Source organism: Halodesulfovibrio sp., from assembly GCF_025210605.1.
Taxonomy (GTDB): Bacteria; Desulfobacterota; Desulfovibrionia; order Desulfovibrionales; family Desulfovibrionaceae; genus Halodesulfovibrio.
Genome location: NZ_JAOARI010000028.1, coordinates 19,164 through 39,220 on the forward strand (window position 1 = coordinate 19,164; position 20,057 = coordinate 39,220).

The following is a 20,057-nucleotide window of genomic DNA, read 5'->3' on the forward strand; positions in this document are numbered from 1 at the left end:
AACATCATGACAAAAGAGTACCGTAAAAATGTCCATCTGACTTTTCCTCCGACCATTTCCGGTTCACCTGTTATCTGTGACCTTACTCGAATGTTCGATCTTTCTTTCAACATTCTAAAAGCACAGATTACCCCTCGCAAAGAAGGGCATATGACAGTTGAAATCATAGGGTCGAAAGAAAATTACCAGAAAGGAATCGAGTATCTGGAAAAAAACCGCATTGTTGTAACACCTGTGACGCAGCGAATCTCACGCGATGAAGAATCCTGTATGCACTGTGGTATGTGTACGGCAATCTGTCCTAATGGTTCTCTTTTTGTTGATCGTGAAAAACGTCTTGTAGAGTTTGATATTGACCGCTGCACTGCTTGCGGTATGTGCGTACGGGTTTGCCCTGTTAACGCAATGCATGTTGATTCTGAAAATGGAATGATCTAACACCGGAGCTAGCTATGGAAAAACAGGAATTTGCATCCATCTCATTGTATCTCAAAGGGCGCATGCGCCTTCTCACTGACAAAGATGAACCGCCCCGTTTTTCCGGCTTTGGTCTCTCGGATTCTGCTTCTGATGTTGAGGAACTGACAAATTCGCATACACCGGAAGCCATGATTTCGTTCTTGCTGAATATGAACGCTAAGCTTGACGCTATTCTTTCTCACTTAAAACATGACCAGCTTGAGGTTGACTTTCCTGATCCAATAGAAATTCTCGAATTAAGTGGATCGGCACTTACCATCAAGAATACCAGAAAGCTCACAACGGGAACACATGTTGAATTGCTCGTCTTTTTAAGCGACTTCCCGCTAAGTGTTGCCGGGGCATGCGGTCAGGTGGCTAATGTTGATGAAGAAACAGCGACTATCGAATTTAGCCGAATCAGCGCCGAGGACAGAGAAAAGATTGTTCACCACGTTTTTGTAGAAGAACGCAGACAGATACGGACACAACGGCTTGCTTAGCCACTGTATCGACAAAACCATACCGTTATTCCTACCATCCTAGCAGTAAAGCTCTCCTGTTGTATGCAGCAGGAGAGCTTTTTCGTCTTACCTGTAAACTATTGCATCACTAATTCATTACATTTATTCACAATTACACGATGCTACAGAAAAACCCCGCATAACCCGTTGCTTTTCACGTAATAATTATTCATAGTTACAACGTTTTCACAGATAAGTTATTGGTTCACACTCTTTTTCTCACCTCAACGACGCCTTAGGGGGACTTGTTACATGACATGCGAAGACACTCATGTAATGGATGAAATCCTAGATCGAGTTTCTGACCAACTCGCTAGCAGCATTACCAACACCATTACCGCCAGTGTGGAAAATACCCTAAGTGAACACCTTACACAGGCATTGCTTGAAGGTGAATTCTACAAAAAACTCAGTATTGAAATGCACGAAGGTCTTCAGTCCATTTATTCTGAGATTACTGCCGGTGATACTACTGCTCCTGATGCATCTGAAGAAAAAAAAGCAACACAACTTTTCGGTGAAGCATCAGAACAGCTTGATGCTGTATACTCAACACTCGAAAGTGCAACTGACGACATCATGACAATCGTCGAACAGCAAATCCAAATGCGCGAGCTTGCGCTTGCCCACCTTCAAAATGCGCGCCGTGCACAGCCAGACAATAAAGACTTAGCCGCACTGGCCTCCCTTGAAGATAAACTCAGCCAGAATATGAACGGGATTATGACAGCACTAAGCTTTCAAGACCTTGCTGGACAACGTATTCTCCGCATTGTTGGCGCGCTGCAAAACCTTAAATCCACAGTATCTCACTTATACTCCACCAGTGACTTTATTGCAGTGAAGAAAGCTGAGAAGAAATCTCAAGCAAAGCAGGCTGATGTTACTAAACCAGTAACTAATTCCGAATTAAAAGGTCCAAGTGACACTGCAAGTCAGTCTGATGTCGACAACCTGCTTGCGTCTCTCGGGCTTTAGAACTTACAGGATTAAGATTACTTTTCGTCATAGTTGCTGTATATTGCACCACAGTTACTACAAATTTCATAAATGTTGGTCGCAAAATTCTAAAAAATATTCTGAGAAGGAAACGAATCGTAACTTTTTTATGATTTGCAATTGACAGAGAGTTACCAAGGTGTTAGCTACTCCTCCTCAGCACAAAGAGGGCCTATAGCTCAGTTGGCAGAGCCTCCGGCTCATAACCGGCAGGTCGCAGGTTCAAATCCTGCTAGGCCCACCAGAGAATATAAGGATTTGCGGAAAATTCCGTAAATCCTTTTTTCGTTTCTGCTACCCTATTGCACCCAACCACCTGCCACAATGCGCAAGTACATTTGCTACCTCTTAATAACTGACCGACTTAATGCCATACCATACGGAAGTCACCAAACATTGCACTCCGTACTACATAACAATAGTTCTTTAGTATTAGCACGGTACAACCGATATACATGTTCATGCTGCAACCAAAAGGCAAAAGGGTATCGCTTGATTATTACGTTATGAATCAGCTCAAACCCGCAGCCACCTTGACTTAGAGCACTTACTAACGTAGTACTCTCATTAAATATCGACACGCAATTAATAGACTTCGTAATTTAAGGGGCATAATTAATGAAGCTTTCTGCGCGTACTCGCTATGCTGTCCGAATTCTTGTAAAATTGGGACGGCATGGTACTGACTCTCCTTTGAAAACCACTTCCTTATCAGAATCTTCCGGAGTATCTGTACAATTTATAGAGCAAATTTTACGTCCCCTGAAAAAAGCGGGACTGATTACAAGCATGCGCGGCGCAGCTGGCGGTCACATGCTTGCCCAAAAGCCCGACTCGATTTCAGTTGGGGACGTAATCCGGATAATGGAAGGAAATGTTGGTCTTACAGCTTGTTGTGATAAAAAACTTGCTGATGACTGTCCACGCAAAGAGTTCTGCACAACTCGTAGTGTATGGATAAAAGCATCACAGGTTTTAGAAAATGAGCTTAACTCAATATCTCTTCAAGATATTATTGATGGCAACGTCCATCCAATCGAATAATTTTTGATACTTCTTTCTACATATATTTTACTCAAACAAAATACGTAGATAGCCATCAAATAACAATGCCTCACTATTTTTATATAGTGAGGCATTGTTATTTGGCTCTGGCCATTCAAAAAATCAAAATACCGCTAACCCCCTCTCACAACACACTAAAAACACGCCAACCCCAACTATTTATATACATAACCACCTATAATCTACGCAGATATTTTTAAAAAATCCTTGTTGACACCGTTTTCTGATTCGGCTATTTCCGACCTATCTAATCCGGATTAAATTAATCTGGATTACTGGAGTAGGAATTAACAAATTGAACGACACACCAACCGAGGAGCTTGTCATGCGTATCTCTACAACTGCACACAATGCATCACTATTGCTTGCTCATCTTGCTCTTCAGGATGGCAACAAACCAGTACCGGCAGCAACGCTGTCTGACAAAACAGGTATTTCCGTAAAGTTCATTGAAAAAATTATTCGTTCGCTCAAATCTGCCGGAATGGTACGAAGCGTTCGCGGAGTCGCAGGAGGACACATCCTTTGCAGACGTCCGGAAGACGTAACACTCGCACAGGTATTACGAGTAATTGAAGGTGGAGTAATTGCCCCTACTCCACAAGCCGATGATGACTTTATGCAAGCACCGGTTGTCGGGTCCTGGGACAGTGTCGCTCAGGCACTAGAAGAAACTCTTGAAAAGATCACCCTTGCAGATCTTATGCAAAAAGAGGCTTCAATCTACAGCCAATAGATTTGTTCGGTACACACAGGGACACGAGATATGCACACTCTCCCCTTTGTTACCTGCTCATATAAATATACTCAGGAAAAGCCGCGTGTTGCCGCATGGACAGCTTCTTCCTGAGTATATGTTGCTTTTTTAATCGTCGTAAAATGACGTAACCGCTTACCGCAAGGCTAGTTACCTAGCACGTAGGCACTACTTCACTGATATGTAAGAGGAGATCAGGCATGAAGAAACTACTTATTCTCGGTTCAGGTTGTGGCGGCACAATGATTGCCGCAAAAATGCGCAAGCTGCTTGCCGAGAAAGAATGGGATATCACAATCATCGATCGTGATCCGATGCACCACTACCAGCCGGGCTGGTTGTTTGTGCCTTTCGGTATCTACACTCCGGGTGATTGTGTGAAGCCGAAGGCTGAATTTATCCCAAAAGGTGTTAACTTCGTACTGGATACCATTACCAATATTGATCCTAAGAACAAAGTTGTTTCCACAAAAGAAGGCAAGTACGATTACGACTGGATTGTAATCGGCACTGGCTGTCGTGTTGTGCCGGAAGAAGTAGAAGGCATGATGGACGACTGGCGTGGCGACATCCACGATTTCTATACACCTGATGGTGCTGCGGCTCTCATGCCTAAAATGCATGAATTTACTAAGGGTAAACTTATCCTTAACATTGCCGAAACACCGTACAAGTGTCCTGTAGCTCCACTCGAATTTCTCTACATGGCAGACGATTTCTTTAAAAAGCGCGGCGTACGCCAAAACATCGAAATCGAACTCGTCACCCCTCTCACAGGCGCATTCACCAAATCTGTTGCAAACAAAATCCTTGGTGGGCTCTGTAAAGAAAAAGGCATTAACATTGTGCCAAACTTTGTGCTCGATAGCGTAGACACAAAGAATAAAGCTCTTGTTGATGTGATGGGTGAAGAAATTAACTACGATCTGCTCGTATCAATTCCACCTAACTTTGGTCAGCAAGTACTCGAAGATTCCGGCATTGGTGATGCAATGTGCTTTGTCCCTACGGACAACCACACTCTCAAAGCTGAAGAGCATGAGAACATGTACGTTATTGGCGACGCTACAAACGTACCTACATCCAAAGCTGGTTCCGTTGCTCACTTCGAGTGTGACATCATCTGCGAAAACCTCTTTGCAGAAATCAACGGTGATGCTCCGCATCATAAGTTTGACGGACACTCCAACTGCTTTATTGTTACCAGCCTTGAAAAAGCTTCTCTTATCGACTTTAACTACGATACTGAGCCGCTTCCGGGTAAATTCCCGCTTCCAGGCATTGGTCCTTTCGACCTTCTCGGTGACACACGCATGAACTACTACGGCAAGCAGATGTTCCGCTGGGTTTACTACAACCTCATGCTGAAAGGTCATGAGCTTCCGTTTGAGCCAAACATGTACATGGCTGGCAAAATCGACGTTCGTAAAAACAAATAGCGGAGCCTGACAATGACCAACGAAGAACTCATTTTAGCCCGCCTTGAAGCCATGGAAGAAAAAATCAGCATGATGCATAGTCGCGCTGAAACCATGGCTGAACTCGGAGCTACCCTTACTCCGATAATGCGGGACTCTCTTCACAACGTAATGCTTGGAGAGCTTGACACTCTACAACATCGCTGTGAACTTGATGACTTGTCCGCTTTGTTGAAACGCTTTGTTATGAGCGTACGCAACATTACATGGGCACTCGAACGCCTTGATGACCTTGTCGACATCTGGGCACTTACAGAACCTATGATTAAGCCGACGTTCCTTGCTGCTATCGACAAATTCCAAGAACTCGATGAAAAAGGTGTGTTCAAATCAATTAGCGCACTTGGCGAATCAATGGGCAAAATTACCGATAAATACTCTCCAGAAGAAATCGGACGTATGGGTGATGGCTTGGTAGTCCTTGCTGGTCTTCTTGAGAAGATGGGCGATGCAGACCTTGACAACGCACAGCCTGTAAGTCCTCTTGGAATGGTTGGCAAACTCCATTCTCAAGAATCCAAGCAAGCGCTTGGTCTTATCATGGAACTTCTTGCTGCTCTTGGAAAAGAGAAAGCATAAAAATATACAAAATCCTAATGCGAAAGCCCTCTACATGGTGTAGAGGGCTTTTTATTTATAATAAAAACAAGCCATTAAGCACACTCCGCACTGTTATATTTTCCCTGTTTTTAAATTCCTACAAAAATAGTAGGAAAAAGGTTGAACCAACGTCTCTGATATTGTACCATTTCTTCCAACAGTATGCTTATAATGAATCAAGCAAACTGGCAGCTACCTTTTCTGAATGTGTTTGAAAACATCAAGCAACAGCTGCTCGGTGTTATATATTTTTTACCTGCAAATCATACTTTATTAGTATGATTTATATAGTCACTGTATACACAGCAGGCAGCAAACACTGCCTCATTTTGTACAACGGTCTTTTTTATCAGATTAAGCAAATCTGTCATGGGTACGCTCAAACAGGAGGAGAGGAAAATGGTACAACTTAACACTACAACCAGCCCGAAAGACTGGAATGATCTATGGCAACCTCACAACAAAGAACGCTGGATTAAAAAAGCTGCTGAGCGCGCTAACTGTGCGGGAGATAGATCAAGCACTGAAGCTGTTAACCGCCCTATGGACTGGGACATGTGGCAGCCAAGCAAAAAACGATAACTTTCTTGTTCCTCCTGATGGTTTCATCAGGAGGAACTTTTTTATAGCCCCTCTGTATCTCGAACAAAAAACGAGGGAGTGCTTACTTGAATAGCCAGCAATACAAGACGGTCTTTTTCTCTCGGAAAAACAAAAGGTAAAGGGGCAGCAGTGCTACAGCGAAACATTTTTACTAAGTTCATCGGTAGTGAAAAAAGTAGCAGAACGAGACTCACAAGCTAGAAAACGCCCGCCCCATTCCACTCTTCATTTCATTTTATTCCCTTCCCACCGCCGTCATTATTATCTGCTGTAAGACGCTGTGTGCATACTTTTCTTGACCATCCTTGCATGTTATGTCATAGCACACATCCGCTTTGCGACACGCAGCCAATTGTGTGTGCAATAGCCATTCAAGAATACGTCCATATGAAGATATAAAATTACTGATTGTCTGAGTTCAAAAGACACTGTTAATTTTTCCTATTACTGGATTTATTCTTAATTTTCGTTGATACTAACGCTGTTTTACAGGCGATGCATGATACCGCCTATCAAACTTGCTGAGAGAATATTTATGAAAACAGCTGACGTTATCAAAAAAATTGAAGAAACAGCTTTTCTTTGCGGTGCGGCTTCGTGGGATAATTGCGGTGTACAAATCCCCAGCCAGAAAAAAGAAGTACAAAAACTTGCTGTTGCCCTTGATCCAACAGAAAACACTATTCAACAAGCCATTGCAAAAGGTGCAGACTTTGTACTAACGCATCACCCCTTGTTGATGAAACCGCGATACTTGAACAAGCTGGATACACATTTTTCAATTGTATCAGCGCTCATTACGCACGATACATGCTTATACAGTGCGCATACCTCGCTGGATGCAAACCCAGAAGGTCCAGCTGGCTGGTTAGCAAGAGCGCTCAACTTGCAGCAGTGCAAATTATTGAGCAACACTTGCACCTTTGAACCGAAAGCTGTGGCTTTCTCACTGCCGCAACGCGTTGATACACACGCTATGCTCAATGACTGGGAAAACAACCCGCACGTTCTGCATATCCGTTACGCTGCTCCTTTGGTCAACGTAACATATAATAAAGAACACAGAAGCGCTGTTCTTGCACAGCTTGTAGCAGATTTGGACGAGCTGCCAATTTTTATGCCTTCTACTCCAGACACGGATTCCAAAAGCCTTGGATTTGGAACTATCGGCACTTTGCCAAACCCCGTATCTTTTGGCATATTCGCTGAGCAGCTTGCCTCAGTCGTAGATCGTGATTATTGGGTTAGAAGCGGTCCGGTTCCGGAAACAGTATCAAAGGTTGCATACTGCACAGGATCAGGCAGCGATTTTGCCCCGAAAGCATTTGCGATGGGTGCAGATGTATTTATTACTGGCGATGTCAAATATCACTCTGCTCTGGATACAACCGGATGCATTCTTGATGTTGGACATTTCAGTCTTGAAGAAGAAATGATGCGTCAATTCTCCGTGCAGCTCACGAAAGAACTTGATGGCATAGAAATATTTTTCCTGCCAGCGCAGGACCCTATGCGTTTGATTGGTCCATTCGCATAATAGAAATTTCACAGTTTCGGTGAGTCCGAATCTTACGGTTTTCAGGAGGAAAAAACCTTGAGCCTGTATTTAAAGCAAATCGAACAGCTTGTTGCATTGCAGCTTGTTGATGATGAAATCCTTGGTATCACCAGTGAACTTGATGAAGCTCCAAAAGAAGTTGAAGCTCTTCAAGAACGCTTTGATGCGCTTGAAAACCAGCGCAACCGTTTCCTTGAGAAAATTGACCATCTCAAAGGACAAGAAAAACGCATTAACTCTGAGATTGAAAACGACTCTCTCAAAGTTAAAAAAAGTAAATCCAAGCTCATGCTCGTTGGTAACACCAAAGAGTACCATGCAATGATGCGCGAAATGGACAACTTGGAAAAGCTGAACCGTCTTCGCGAAGAAGAAAAGCTTGCTCTTTCTGAAGAACTAGATCGCCAGCAGATGGCTGTTTCTGACATGGATGAACGCTACAGCATCATCAAAGAGGAATTGGAAGAAAAGAAAGCCAGCCTCAAACGCCGTGTTGACGAAGCTAACGTTGTTCTCGAAAAGCTTGATAAAAAACGTAACGTAGCAGGTAAAGAAGTTCCTACTCCTATCCTTAACCGTTACGAATTCATCCGTTCTCGTCTGGATAACCCAGTTATCGTTTCTGTAAAAGAACAGGTGTGCAACGGTTGCCACATTGCTATTCCACCGCAGAGCTACATTGAGCTTCAGAAAGGTCATCAGATTCTTAGCTGCCCTAACTGCCAGCGTTTGATCTACTGGTCAGAACATTTTGGTAGCGAAGAAGAAGCCACAACAGAAGCTTAAAAAGATATTTTGGAGTTGGACAGGTTATCGTCGCGCACGTTTGTGCGGGGAGGAAAGTCCGGGCTCTAAAGGGCAGAGCGCTGGGTAACGCCCAGGGGGAGTGATCCTCGGAGAGTGCCACAGAAAGCAAACCGCCTAAGCAGTTTACTGCCGGCAAGGTTGAAACGGTGAGGTAAGAGCTCACCAGGTATCATGGTGACATGGTAGGCTAGGTAAACCCCGTTCAGAGCAAGACCAAATAGGAAAACAGTTACGACCGGCCCGGTCGTTGTTTTCGGGTAGGTTGCTTGAGGTTATGAGTAATCATAACCCTAGACGAATGATAACCGCCCTCGCAAGAGGGAGACAAAACCCGGCTTATAGTCCTGGCTCCATATTGTAAAAAAAGGGTGCAATGCACCCTTTTTTTGTATGCTATACTTTTCTATCACTACCACTGCACACTATGTAAGGAAATTCCTATGCATTGCTGGTCCATAATTCTTGCAGCCGGTTCCGGCACACGCCTTTCTGCCGCTACAAATGGCGTAAAAAAACAATTTTTAGAATGGAAAGGTGCTCCCCTTTTCTGGCATTCTGCAATTACATTTTCGCATACTGCCCGCGTTCGTGGATTGATCTTTGTCTTTCCCGAAGAAGACCTTGAAGAGGCAAAAGCGACGCTTACAAAGCTAGACTTTGGTCGCAGACTCGGACTGCCTTGGCTAGTAGTTGCTGGCGGAGCACGCAGACAAGATTCTGTCTACAATGGACTTCAAGCTCTTCCAACAAATTGCAGTCATGTGCTTATTCATGATGCAGCACGTCCTTTCTTTTCTGCCTCACTTAATAACACCCTTCTTGATGCTCTATCAGATGGGGCAGATGCAGTGATTCCTGCACTTCCGGTAACTGACACAATTAAAGTTGTTTCAGAAAATACCGTCAGTCACACTCTTGATCGCTCCACGCTGAAGGCTTGCCAAACTCCGCAAGGCTTCGACAAAAAGAAATTACTTGAGGGGCACAATACAAGCCTAGCTGAAGGGTGGGAAGTAACGGACGACGCATCCATTGCAGAACAAGCCGGAATCAGTGTGACTACAGTTCAAGGCGAAGCTGCAAATATCAAAATCACAAATCCGGAAGACCTTGCTATGATCGAACAAAAACAACCAGCAATGCCAGTACCAGTTACAGGATGGGGATACGATGTGCACCGCTACGGGACAGGTCGCCCTATGAAACTGGGCGGAATCCCTATTCAAGGCGCTCCTGAGGTGGTTGCGCATTCCGACGGTGATGTTCTTCTCCATGCATTATGTGATGCTATATTGGGATGCATGGGCGATGGCGATATCGGCGAACATTTTCCAGACTCATCAGAGCAGTTCGACAACATTTCAAGCGGCGTGCTCCTCAATGAGGTCTATGACAAGTTTCTTCAAAAAGGCTACCGCCTCACTAACGTAGACCTCACAATTATTGCTCAGGTTCCGCGTCTTGTACCGTGGAAACCGCAAATCAAAAAGAATATTTGCCGGATGCTCAAACTAACTGACGAGCAAGTTAATGTTAAAGCCACAACAGAAGAAAAGCTTGGCTTTACCGGTGAAAAGAAAGGCATCAAAGCAGTAGCAGCAGTTATGGCGTTACGCGGATAAGCTGCAAGCGCCTTTACAAGATAGTTCAAAAAAAGCTGCTCTTTGTGAAAAAGAGCAGCTTTTCTTATTCCGATGCAAAAAGAACATCCAGCAGCTTTCGCATTCGATGTTCATATGTATGCTTAGATAACACAAGTTTCTGTGCATTCCGCACATACTCCAAACGAGTATCCCGATCATCAACAAACTCTGTTATCTGCTCTGACAACTCTTCCGCTGATTCAAAAATCACCAGTTCGTCATACGAAAACATGCCTTCCATTAATGTTCGCTTATCAACAAGCTGAAATCCACCACAGGATGCAATAGCAAATATTTCCATATTAACCGTATCACCGCCACCAATATTTTTGGAATGAAGGTTTACGATAATAGCTGCATCCCGATATAATGCTTTGCGTTCAGACCGAGTCAGCGAGGACAGTTTACCCTGATAATATGGCACGAACTGTTCATACTTATCCCAACCGTCGCCCCACAAAACAATACCGCGCTCAATGTGGCGCACCAAGGCATTTGCCAATTCATCACTGGCGTCTCCAAGCACAACAATCATATCTTCCGCAGCCGTGTGCGTACTAACGGGAGTCTTGCAATCACTTTTTGCCGCAAACGGCAAATAAGCCGGTGTGTGCCCTAAAACTGAAAGCTCGCTGATAAAAGGCTCATGCTCAATTGTCGCAACAACGTCATACCCTTCTATAACTTTCCGCCAGAATGGAAATCTTCCGCTTTCGGTAGTCATCCAACAAACAGTACGAACAGACTGCCCCTGCAACTCTTTTCGAGTGCTGGCAGTTATAGGCGAATCAGGAAATCCCAGCACTATGTCCACTTGTTTTGCTTCCGCAACTGCCGCAACAGCGCTGGAGATAAGCTCTATGCCTTGTGCGTTTAGCTTTTCCTGATAGTTGAGCCTGACAGGAAGCTTCTGTAATGCGGAACACATTGGTAGCCAAGGCTCTGTATCAAAAATAGAAACACTATGCCCTAACGCTTCGAGAGCCTCAGCACAGCCTGATGCAACACAGTAATCTGCTTTATCAAGAGGAGGGACAACAAGTATCCGTTGTGGAGCATTAGGCATCATCACCTCCAAATTTTGAACAGTGCGGTAGCAGCCAGTCCTGTTCAACATAAAAATTAGCACAGCCAGCGGCAACCGTTTTACTGAGTTTTGCTATACCTACGAATTCAGACGCCACCCCTCGTAATGCAAGGCGCTCAACAGCATGTTCTTCAGCCCCGAAAACAGGCATATATGTTACACCAACTTCATCAAGCATTGAAACATAGCCCGTTACACCCTGAGGATAATTTTGATCAATTTTTCCTGCAAGAAAACGCTGTAACTGTTCTTCACCAAAAACATGCATACAAGGATAATTTTCTGCGCAACTACTGCTAGCACTACATGGAGCACAAGAGGTATCCGCCTGCCAAACTCTATGTCCTAAGCCATATGGTCCATTTTCCATGCACCATGCTGAAGAATGGAAAAACGCATTCACAGGTGTTCCAACATGAGCCGCTGCGTGCATTAAACTGCAATCAGCCGTAACAAGCATATCCAGCGTACTGATGCTATCCATATCTTCTTCAAAAGAAGATTCAAAACATCGATCAACCGCATTTGCCGCTACCTTTTCTTTCAATAATGGCAACAAAGCTTTTACAAGCTCCTCATCTCCTGCTTCACCAAACAAAATAACTTTTGCTTCACGGCTCGCAGTGCATACAGCGTTCACACACCCAGCAAGCACCTCGACAGGAAGCGTCTGACCTGTGGCATCACGCAACACAACGCCAATGCCACCACCCTTTCGCATTGCAATTGGGTTTACCATATGTGACGGGACTGGCGCTTCGCACAGATGCGCCCATTTATCCATGACATTCAAAAAACGTTGCCTTCCCTGCACACGAGATAGACATCTGAGCCACGTATCACAGTATCCACGCTCGTCATGCTGCCAGTACCCTTTCATTATTTTGGGAGAAAACAGCGAAGATAGCAGCATGTTCTGCTGTGTTTCATGCAAGTTATAGACTGCTGTGAACTCTTCTTGCTGCAACGCCACTGAAACAGGGTTTCGTTGCAATTCTTCCAAACTTTGTACTTCACCAGAAACAATATGGAGCACGACTTCCGGATACAAAATAGCAGCTTGCTCTTGCAAAGACTCAGGTACAACAAGGTGCACTTGCCCCTGTTCCTTGCCCAACGATAAAATCAGCCGCTTTGTTTGAAATAGATCGGTAAGCGAGCCTAGCTGAATAACACAATATTTCTTCATAATAGTATAGCAAGGTAAAAAGGTATCTAACAGCGCGTGTCAGCATCTTACTTCAACAAAAAAGAATGTGCTTCAGGAAATAAACCGCAAAGCCGCTGTTTTTCGCAGCACGCATTCTTTATTTAAGAGATCAACTTCTCAAGGCAGCATTTTACAAGAGGCAACACACAAGATATAAGACATGTATGCGCTATTATCCTCTTCTTTTAGACCTTCATGGCACGCACTGCCTTATTGTAGGGTTCGGCAAAGTCGGTCAGCGAAAGCTTGCCACTCTTCTTAAAGCAAATCCAGCACAAGTCACCGTTCTGGATACCTTTTCGATAGAAGAGGTCGAAGACGCCGACATGCTGCAATTACTGAACAACCCATTTGTTACCTACTCCCAGCGTAGTTTTGAAGCAAGTGATGTAGCGGGAAAAACGCTTGTTTTCGCTTCAACGGGCAGTCGAACGGTTAACAAACAAGTTTCAGATGCCTGTGCTGCACACAACATTCTGTGTAACGTAATCGACGATCCTTCAAGCGGCACATTCACCGTTCCCGCGCATATTGAAAAAGGTGACTTGCTCATTACGCTTTCTACAGGAGGTGCAAGCCCTGCCCTTTCGCGTAAAATCAAAAAAGAGCTAGAAAAACAGGTGGGTGACAAATACGCCCCTGTTGTCACGCTTATGGGGCGGATTCGTCCATTGATACTTGAACTGGCAAATGATACTGAACAGAACACGACGGTGTTCCGCAATCTGGTTTCATCCGATATTGCAACAGCCATTCAGAAAAAGGATCAGATTGCAGCTGAATCGATTTTACGGTCTATACTTCCAGAGACACTGCATTCTAACATAGGAGCGTTACTTCATGAGCTCATTTGAGCTATTCTCTATCTTAATCGTCACGTTGTATTGTTTGGGTGCTCTAACCGTTTTTGCAGGCTCAATTACTAAGAGTGCCAAATTTAAAAAATTTTCCAACGCATTGACTATAACCGGCTTTGGATTTCATACAATCCTGCTGGGATACGCCATGGCGCAAAACGGCTGGGCGTTGCATTCCGGCTACTATATTTCCATGCTTTCATGGAGTTTGCTGCTTATTTACTTTTTCATGTGGTGGCGATTCAAACTTTCTTTTTTATCACTCACTGCATCACCGCTTGCACTTGTTCTCTTTATAGGTTCATTCCACGCCAAAAATGCAATGCATTTACCTAAAGCATGGTCAGGCGCGTTCTTTGGGCTGCACATCGGAACTTTGTTCTTGAGCTTCGGCTTACTTGCAATGGCTTTTGGTGCGGGAATTCTGTTCACCAGACTTGAACGAAAAATCAAGTCAAAAGAACCACTTAATGATTTTGAAAAAGAAATGCCTGCATTATCTACCTTTGACAAAGTTAACCAGCTTGCTGTAGTTGCCGGTTTTCCTTTGTACACTGTAGGCTTGGTAACCGGTTTTATATGGGCTCGTATAGAATGGGGCAGAGTTCTTAGTGGTGACCCGAAAGAAATTGTTTCTTTAGGTGTCTGGTTTGTCTACGCGTGGCTGTTCCATCAGCGACTCGTAATGGGATGGCGTGGTCGCAAGGCTGCACATGCAGCTATCTGGATATTCAGTATCTGCATGTTCTCATTAATTGGCATTAATATATTTACATCAACTCATCATAGCTTTCTTCAGTAATCAATATGGATCGCGATATTTATCTTATTGGTCTTAACCATAAGACCGCCGGTGTTGAAGTCCGCGAAAAATTCGCTCTTACAGACTGTAAACATCTTGAAGAAGGCGTTGTGCCTGTTGATGGATGTATTAAAGAGGCACTCACGCTTTCTACCTGTAACCGAGTTGAATTACTCGTTGTTGCCGAAGGCGAACATGCAATTGACCACGTATTGGAGTGCTGGGCAAAAGCTCGCAATCTTCCTGTAGAAGAGCTTGCTCCGTACGTTTACAAACATAAAGGTCTTGATGCAGTAACCCATCTATTTACCGTTGCTGCAAGCCTTGACTCTCTGGTCATTGGTGAGCCGCAAATTTTAGGTCAGCTGAAAGATGCGTACCATGACTCAGTGGACAAAAACACTACCGGTGTTGTGCTCAACAGGTTGCTGCACAAAGCTTTTTCTGTTGCCAAACGAGTTAGAACAGAAACAGGCGTTGCTTCCAGCGCAGTTTCTATTTCCTATGCCGCAGTCGAACTTGCAAAACGCATTTTTGGCGATATGAGCGAACATAGCGCCATGCTTATTGGTGCTGGCGAAATGGCAGAACTTGCTGCAACCCACTTGCTTAACAATGGCATCAGCAAGGTCTACGTTGCAAACCGTACGTTCGCTCGTGGACAGGCTCTTGCAGAACAATTCAACGGCGAAGCAATTCCATTCGATCAACTTTTCGACCAATTAGAAAAAGTTGATATCATCATTTCGTCTACAGGAGCACATGAAGCTGTCATTCGCGCTAAAGATATCCGTCAGGTATTGAAAAAGCGCAAAAACCGCTCCATGTTCTTTATCGATATTGCCGTACCGCGTGACATTGACCCTGACGTAAATGGTCTGGACAACGTTTACCTGTACGATATCGACGACCTGAAAGAAGTTGTAGAAGAAAACCTTGCACAGCGTCAGGAAGAGGCCAACAAAGCACGGAAAATTGTAGAATGTGAAACTATAACATTCAATAAGTGGCTTAAATCACTACAATTACAACCGACTATTGTTGATCTTATCACCCGCACAGATGACATTATGGAAGAAGAGCTTGCAAAAACGCTCAAGCATATTCCTGATGCAACCCCAGAAATGGAAAAACATCTGCGCGAAATGATTTTTGCTATTTCCAAAAAGGTAAACCACGAGCCAATTTCTTTCCTCAAGCGTCGTCATGAGGAAGAAGAAGCAGGCGAACGTTATATCGACATCACCCGCCGTATGTTCAACCTCGACAGGGATGATGTGACAGAAAAAGCACATCCCCACAGAAGACGCTCGTAAGACTATTATTGAATACTGCCAGCAGAATAGAAGGAACGACTCACATGCGACTTTACCAGCTCGAAGATCTCACAAGCGATAATATTGCAGCTATTACAGCCCGTTTTAACGAAATGGAACTTGCAGGCGCAATGGAAGGCATCTACTGGCTTCCGTGCCCTCATGATCTGCTTTCTGACACTCAGAAAGAACATACAGACGAATGTGGTCCACACTGTATGGCTGTTGAGATTGACGGCGGAACCTTGCGCCTTGAGCTGCTGGTTCGAGCACGCAACAAATTACGTTGCGAATGTGTAGCCTATGCTTCTGCTGAATTGCGAGCACACATGATTCAATACATTGATGACATGCTCACAGAACTCAATATTTACGTGTAGCATCGGCAGGTTACTGCATACGTAATGAACCAACACCTCCCTACCAAACTACAAGAACTCAATCCCAAGGCAGCTCACATCTGTCTTGGGATTGAGAATTTTATCACAAGCAAGCTGAAAACACCTCTAAATAGCACGAATTTGCTTGTTGCTCTTTCCGGAGGAGTTGACTCCAGCGCCCTGCTTGTCATTCTCAAATGCCTTTCGCAAAAAAATAACTGCACCATTCGCGCAGCGCACTTCAACCATCAACTTCGGGATGAAGCGGATGCTGAAGAATCCCATATCCGCAATCTTTGCGCATCGCTCAAAATAGAATTAATCACAGATAACCAAGATGTTGGAGCATATGCAGCGCAACACAAAATGGGTATTGAAGAAGCGGCAAGAGCTTTGCGGTATGCATTTTTAGAGTCCAGCCGCCACGCGCTCAATGCGGACTGGATTGTTACAGGTCACCACGCAAACGACCTTGCGGAAGATATTGTAATGCGTCTTATTCGTGGCGCTGGATGGCCTGCGTTAGGTGGAATGCAAGGTAAGTGTCTAAATCGAAAAATAGTACGCCCTCTTCTCGCAACACCTAAAAGCACCCTTATTTCTTTTGCAAAATCTATTGCGCTCAGCTGGTGCGAAGATACTTCCAACGCAGACGACTCATTCTTTCGCAATAGAGTTCGATCTCAAATTATTCCAGAACTATGTAAAGAAAACCCTGCTTTTCTCAACACAGCCGCCTCTCTTTGGGAGCTTGCGCAAATTGACGCCGAACACTGGACAGAGGTCACTCATCAAGCAACCGAAAATATAGAAAATTCATGCCCCAAGCTGCTTAAAGAAGACTTGCAGACTATGTCTCAAGCAACCAGATTACGTGTTTACAAAACAGTATTGGACAGCATGGGCATCGGTCAGCCCCTTCAGCAAAACCTTATTGCCTTGGATTCCGCATGGAAAGCCAATATTGGTGGTAAAGTGGTGCAGTTCCCCGGTAAGAAACTAGCCACCATACGAAAAGGCTCAATTTATTTTAGCTACCGATGATTATTTATTTTATCTTTCGACGATTGACAGACGTTACAGCCTGCTGTATTTCATTTGTGAAATAAATGACAAGGAGGAATGAGGTGAACATTCTCATTTTTGGACCAAACGGCAGTGGTAAAGGTACTCAGGGCGCTCTCATTAAGAAAAAGTACGATGGCATGGCTCACATCGAGTCCGGTGCTATCTTCCGCGCACACATTGGTGGCGGTACTGAGCTTGGTAAAAAAGCTAAAGAATACATCGACCGCGGTGACCTCGTACCAGACGAAATCACCATTCCTATGGTTCTTGAAACCTTGAAAGTAGAAGGCGCAAAAGGCTGGCTGCTTGACGGTTTCCCACGCAACATGGTTCAGGCTGAAAAATTGTACGAAGCTCTCAAAGCTGAAGACATCAAGCTTGACTACGTTGTTGAAATCCTTCTTCCTCGTGAAGTTGCTAAAAACCGCATCATGGGTCGTCGTCTCTGTGAAAACGACAACAACCACCCTAACAACATCTTCATTGAGCCTATCAAGCCAAACGGAGAAGTTTGTCGCGTATGTGGTGGTGCTCTTTCTGCTCGTGCTGACGATCAGGACGAAGATGCAATCAACAAACGTCACGACATTTACTACAACACCAGCGATGGTACTCTCGCTGCTGCTTACTTCTACAAAGATCTCGCTGCTAAAGGCGAAACTAACTACATTGAGCTTGATGGTGAAGGTTCTATCGAATCCATCAAAGATCTGCTCATTTCTAAACTCGCTTAGTTTTAGCGCCTTAGAATATAAGAACCTCCTGCCTTTGGCGGGAGGTTCTTTTTTTTTAGAAGAATCATACATCAAAACAACCTTATACTGTGTTTTAACCAAAGCAGTTAGCTACAGTTAAAGGCGATATTCTATTCGATAACAGACTAGAAGGTGATTATGATTCGCAATTTATTTCATTTGTTCATAGTATGCAGCATCACTTTGCCATTGCTCGTTGCATCACCATGCTTTGGTAAAAAAAGCGCTAAAAATCCACTCACACCTCCAGACACATTCAGTCCGCAAGCTACCTTACAAAGTTATCTCACACACATCACCACCGCTTTTACGCTGCTGCAAGAAGCATTTGTTCTTGATCTCAATTCAGAAAACTTGTTCACACACACGCCTCAAGTCCTCAAGCTCCAAAAAAAAGCAAATATCCACTTTCAAAAAGCCATAGAATGCCTCGACCTTTCGGAAGTTCCCGATGTTTATAAAAAGGAATTTTCTAAGGAAGTTGTTATCCAGCTTAAAGAAATTCTCGATAGAATAATTCTTCCTGATATCAACATGGTTCCTGCTGGTAACCATTCTGATAATACTAAAAACAAATGCTGGCGCATCCCTGAAACACCTATAGAAATGATGCTGATGACCGAAGGAGTTCGAGCTGGTGAATACCTTTTCAGCGCCGAAACCGTAGGCAAGATCCCTGACCTGTATCAGCAAGCAATGCTACTGCCTTACAAATCACACGATACAGAATATTTCTTTCAGTTCTATATTTCCACTCCGGGGAGCCTCCTGCCACCCAAATGGTTTCATTACATTCCGCGATGGATGTCTGAAAATCTTTACTATGGCGAAACTATTTTCCAATGGCTCATGCTCGTCCTATCCTTTCTTTTTTTATTTCTCTTCACAGCAGCTACGTATAAATTTTGCAAAAAAAGAATAGACCCTGAACACCCAGTTCGCTCAGATCTATATAAGTTAGCACTGCCACTTATGCTGGCAATCCTTGCATTCCTGACAATGCGTTTTTTAGAAAATACCGTTAATCTTTCCGGCGCAACACTCTACTATACAACAGGACTGCTTGATGTCATACGATGGCTTAGCGCAGCTTGTGCAATAGTTGCTGGTGCGAGTCTTGCGGCAAATATATTCATTGCCAGCCCTAATGTTAATCCAGAATCTATTGATGCAAGTCTCATCCGCACTGTTGCCTACCTGAGTGGCATTTTCCTCGCTATCTGTGTTTTGTTTTACGGTGGTTCCAATCTCGGACTTCCACTTATTCCAATAATAACGGGGTTCGGAGTTATCGGGCTGGCAGTATCTCTAGCTGCAAAGCCTACCATCGAAAATATTATTGGGGGGCTCACACTCTTTGCAGACCGCCCCGTTCGTATCGGCGAATATTGTGCGTTTGAAGATCAATGGGGAAAAGTGTTGCATATCGGTTTACGCTCCACACGCGTCAGAGCCGGAGACCGTTCCATCATATCAATACCGAATGCCATTTTTTCGCAAATGCAGCTCGTTAATATCTCCCACAGGGACGTCTACAGATTTAGCGAATACATTCAGCTAAGGCAGGAAACAACAGGAACACAACTCCGCTGGATTCTAGCACGCATCCGAGAAATGCTCGTTGCACATCCTGAAGTGCTTTCAAAATACCTCTATAGAGTAAAATTTGATTCCTATAGCCAATATTCAAAAACAGTACGGGTCTATACATTTATTAATGGAGAATTAGATTGGGAAGATTTTCTTGAGGTACGGCAGGATCTACTCTTTCGCATTGAAGAAATTATCCATGAAGCAGGAAGCGGTTTAGCCTACCCTGCGCAGACAATCTACCTTGCCAAAGACAAAGGAAATATTGCCCCCACCGATAGTGTCCTTATGGACATGGAAAGACCGGAAAAAGAGTACCCGTACCCGCACACGAGTGATGATCGCTATGACGAGCTAGCTGATCGGATGGAATATCCACCAAAGAGTGAAAAAGATTTTATAGGACTGACACTCAAAGATACGAAAGATATTTGCAAGACGGACGATATCGAAGAAGAAAACGACGAAGAGGAACCACCCAAAGCAATGAAACGATAAA

20 protein-coding genes, 1 tRNA gene and 1 other RNA gene are annotated in these 20,057 nt (G+C 44.1%); 20 read left to right on the top strand and 2 right to left on the bottom strand.

Features of this window, described 5'->3' with window-relative positions:
- Positions 1–6 precede the first annotated feature (6 nt).
- The 13 genes from N4A56_RS10815 to ispD all read left to right on the top strand — a co-directional run bounded on the left by N4A56_RS10815 (position 7) and on the right by ispD (position 10,472).
- Positions 7–438 (top strand): NIL domain-containing protein, encoded by a 432-nt coding sequence (locus tag N4A56_RS10815; RefSeq protein WP_293667903.1) that lies wholly within the window; start codon positions 7–9, stop codon positions 436–438.
- A 14-nt stretch (positions 439–452) separates the two neighbouring features.
- Positions 453–962 (top strand): hypothetical protein, encoded by a 510-nt coding sequence (locus tag N4A56_RS10820; RefSeq protein ID WP_293667905.1) that lies wholly within the window; start codon positions 453–455, stop codon positions 960–962.
- A gap of 273 nt (positions 963–1,235) precedes the next feature.
- Positions 1,236–1,961 carry a protein phosphatase CheZ gene (locus N4A56_RS10825; protein WP_293667907.1) on the top strand — a complete coding sequence of 242 codons (726 nt, stop codon included), beginning with the start codon at positions 1,236–1,238 and terminating at the stop codon, positions 1,959–1,961.
- A 189-nt stretch (positions 1,962–2,150) separates the two neighbouring features.
- Positions 2,151–2,226 (top strand) — tRNA-Ile (locus N4A56_RS10830).
- A gap of 374 nt (positions 2,227–2,600) precedes the next feature.
- On the top strand, positions 2,601–3,026 hold the full coding sequence (locus N4A56_RS10835; protein WP_293667909.1) for an Rrf2 family transcriptional regulator: 426 nt from the start codon (positions 2,601–2,603) through the stop codon (positions 3,024–3,026).
- Between the two features lie 346 nt (positions 3,027–3,372).
- Positions 3,373–3,783, top strand: a complete 411-nt coding sequence (locus N4A56_RS10840) for an Rrf2 family transcriptional regulator (RefSeq protein WP_293667911.1) — start codon at positions 3,373–3,375, stop codon at positions 3,781–3,783.
- Positions 3,784–4,004: 221 nt separating this feature from the next.
- Positions 4,005–5,243 (top strand): FAD/NAD(P)-binding oxidoreductase, encoded by a 1,239-nt coding sequence (locus N4A56_RS10845; protein WP_295547218.1) that lies wholly within the window; start codon positions 4,005–4,007, stop codon positions 5,241–5,243.
- Between the two features lie 12 nt (positions 5,244–5,255).
- Positions 5,256–5,861: a DUF1641 domain-containing protein gene (locus N4A56_RS10850; RefSeq protein ID WP_295547220.1), complete on the top strand. Its 606-nt coding sequence runs from the start codon at positions 5,256–5,258 to the stop codon at positions 5,859–5,861.
- 420 nt (positions 5,862–6,281) lie between these two features.
- Positions 6,282–6,464 carry a hypothetical protein gene (locus N4A56_RS10855; protein WP_293667917.1) on the top strand — a complete coding sequence of 61 codons (183 nt, stop codon included), beginning with the start codon at positions 6,282–6,284 and terminating at the stop codon, positions 6,462–6,464.
- Between the two features lie 556 nt (positions 6,465–7,020).
- Complete coding sequence (locus N4A56_RS10860) at positions 7,021–8,022, top strand: Nif3-like dinuclear metal center hexameric protein (RefSeq protein ID WP_295547223.1); 1,002 nt, start codon at positions 7,021–7,023, stop codon at positions 8,020–8,022.
- A gap of 57 nt (positions 8,023–8,079) precedes the next feature.
- A complete protein-coding gene (locus tag N4A56_RS10865) occupies positions 8,080–8,829 on the top strand; it encodes a C4-type zinc ribbon domain-containing protein (RefSeq protein WP_295547226.1) in 750 nt (249 codons plus the stop codon).
- A gap of 11 nt (positions 8,830–8,840) precedes the next feature.
- Positions 8,841–9,206, top strand: an RNA gene (rnpB, locus tag N4A56_RS10870) — RNase P RNA component class A.
- Between the two features lie 84 nt (positions 9,207–9,290).
- Positions 9,291–10,472 (top strand): 2-C-methyl-D-erythritol 4-phosphate cytidylyltransferase, encoded by a 1,182-nt coding sequence (gene ispD, locus N4A56_RS10875; RefSeq protein ID WP_295547228.1) that lies wholly within the window; start codon positions 9,291–9,293, stop codon positions 10,470–10,472.
- A gap of 64 nt (positions 10,473–10,536) precedes the next feature.
- On the opposite strand, the gene N4A56_RS10880 is transcribed toward ispD, so the two are convergent.
- A complete protein-coding gene (locus N4A56_RS10880; RefSeq protein ID WP_295547230.1) occupies positions 10,537–11,559 on the bottom strand; it encodes a glycosyltransferase in 1,023 nt (340 codons plus the stop codon).
- Positions 11,552–12,769, bottom strand: a complete 1,218-nt coding sequence (locus N4A56_RS10885; protein ID WP_295547233.1) for a glycosyltransferase family 9 protein — start codon at positions 12,767–12,769, stop codon at positions 11,552–11,554. Before N4A56_RS10885 ends, N4A56_RS10880 begins: the two co-directional genes overlap by 8 nt.
- A gap of 185 nt (positions 12,770–12,954) precedes the next feature.
- Here N4A56_RS10885 and N4A56_RS10890 point away from each other — a divergent pair, with 185 nt between their 5' ends.
- From N4A56_RS10890 to N4A56_RS10920, 7 genes are all read left to right on the top strand, one after another.
- A complete protein-coding gene (locus tag N4A56_RS10890; protein ID WP_295547236.1) occupies positions 12,955–13,644 on the top strand; it encodes a bifunctional precorrin-2 dehydrogenase/sirohydrochlorin ferrochelatase in 690 nt (229 codons plus the stop codon).
- Positions 13,631–14,449, top strand: a complete 819-nt coding sequence (ccsA, locus tag N4A56_RS10895; protein WP_293667929.1) for a cytochrome c biogenesis protein CcsA — start codon at positions 13,631–13,633, stop codon at positions 14,447–14,449. The genes N4A56_RS10890 and ccsA overlap by 14 nt, the downstream gene beginning before the upstream one ends.
- A 5-nt stretch (positions 14,450–14,454) precedes the next feature.
- Positions 14,455–15,765, top strand: coding sequence for a glutamyl-tRNA reductase (hemA, locus tag N4A56_RS10900; protein ID WP_295547239.1), 1,311 nt, complete (start codon positions 14,455–14,457; stop codon positions 15,763–15,765).
- A 44-nt stretch (positions 15,766–15,809) separates the two neighbouring features.
- On the top strand, positions 15,810–16,145 hold the full coding sequence (locus N4A56_RS10905) for a hypothetical protein (protein ID WP_295547242.1): 336 nt from the start codon (positions 15,810–15,812) through the stop codon (positions 16,143–16,145).
- Positions 16,146–16,169: 24 nt separating this feature from the next.
- A complete protein-coding gene (gene tilS, locus N4A56_RS10910; protein ID WP_295547244.1) occupies positions 16,170–17,189 on the top strand; it encodes a tRNA lysidine(34) synthetase TilS in 1,020 nt (339 codons plus the stop codon).
- A gap of 83 nt (positions 17,190–17,272) precedes the next feature.
- Positions 17,273–17,947 (top strand): adenylate kinase, encoded by a 675-nt coding sequence (locus N4A56_RS10915; RefSeq protein ID WP_293667935.1) that lies wholly within the window; start codon positions 17,273–17,275, stop codon positions 17,945–17,947.
- 159 nt (positions 17,948–18,106) lie between these two features.
- Complete coding sequence (locus N4A56_RS10920) at positions 18,107–20,056, top strand: mechanosensitive ion channel family protein (protein ID WP_295547248.1); 1,950 nt, start codon at positions 18,107–18,109, stop codon at positions 20,054–20,056.
- Position 20,057: the final 1 nt, after the last annotated feature.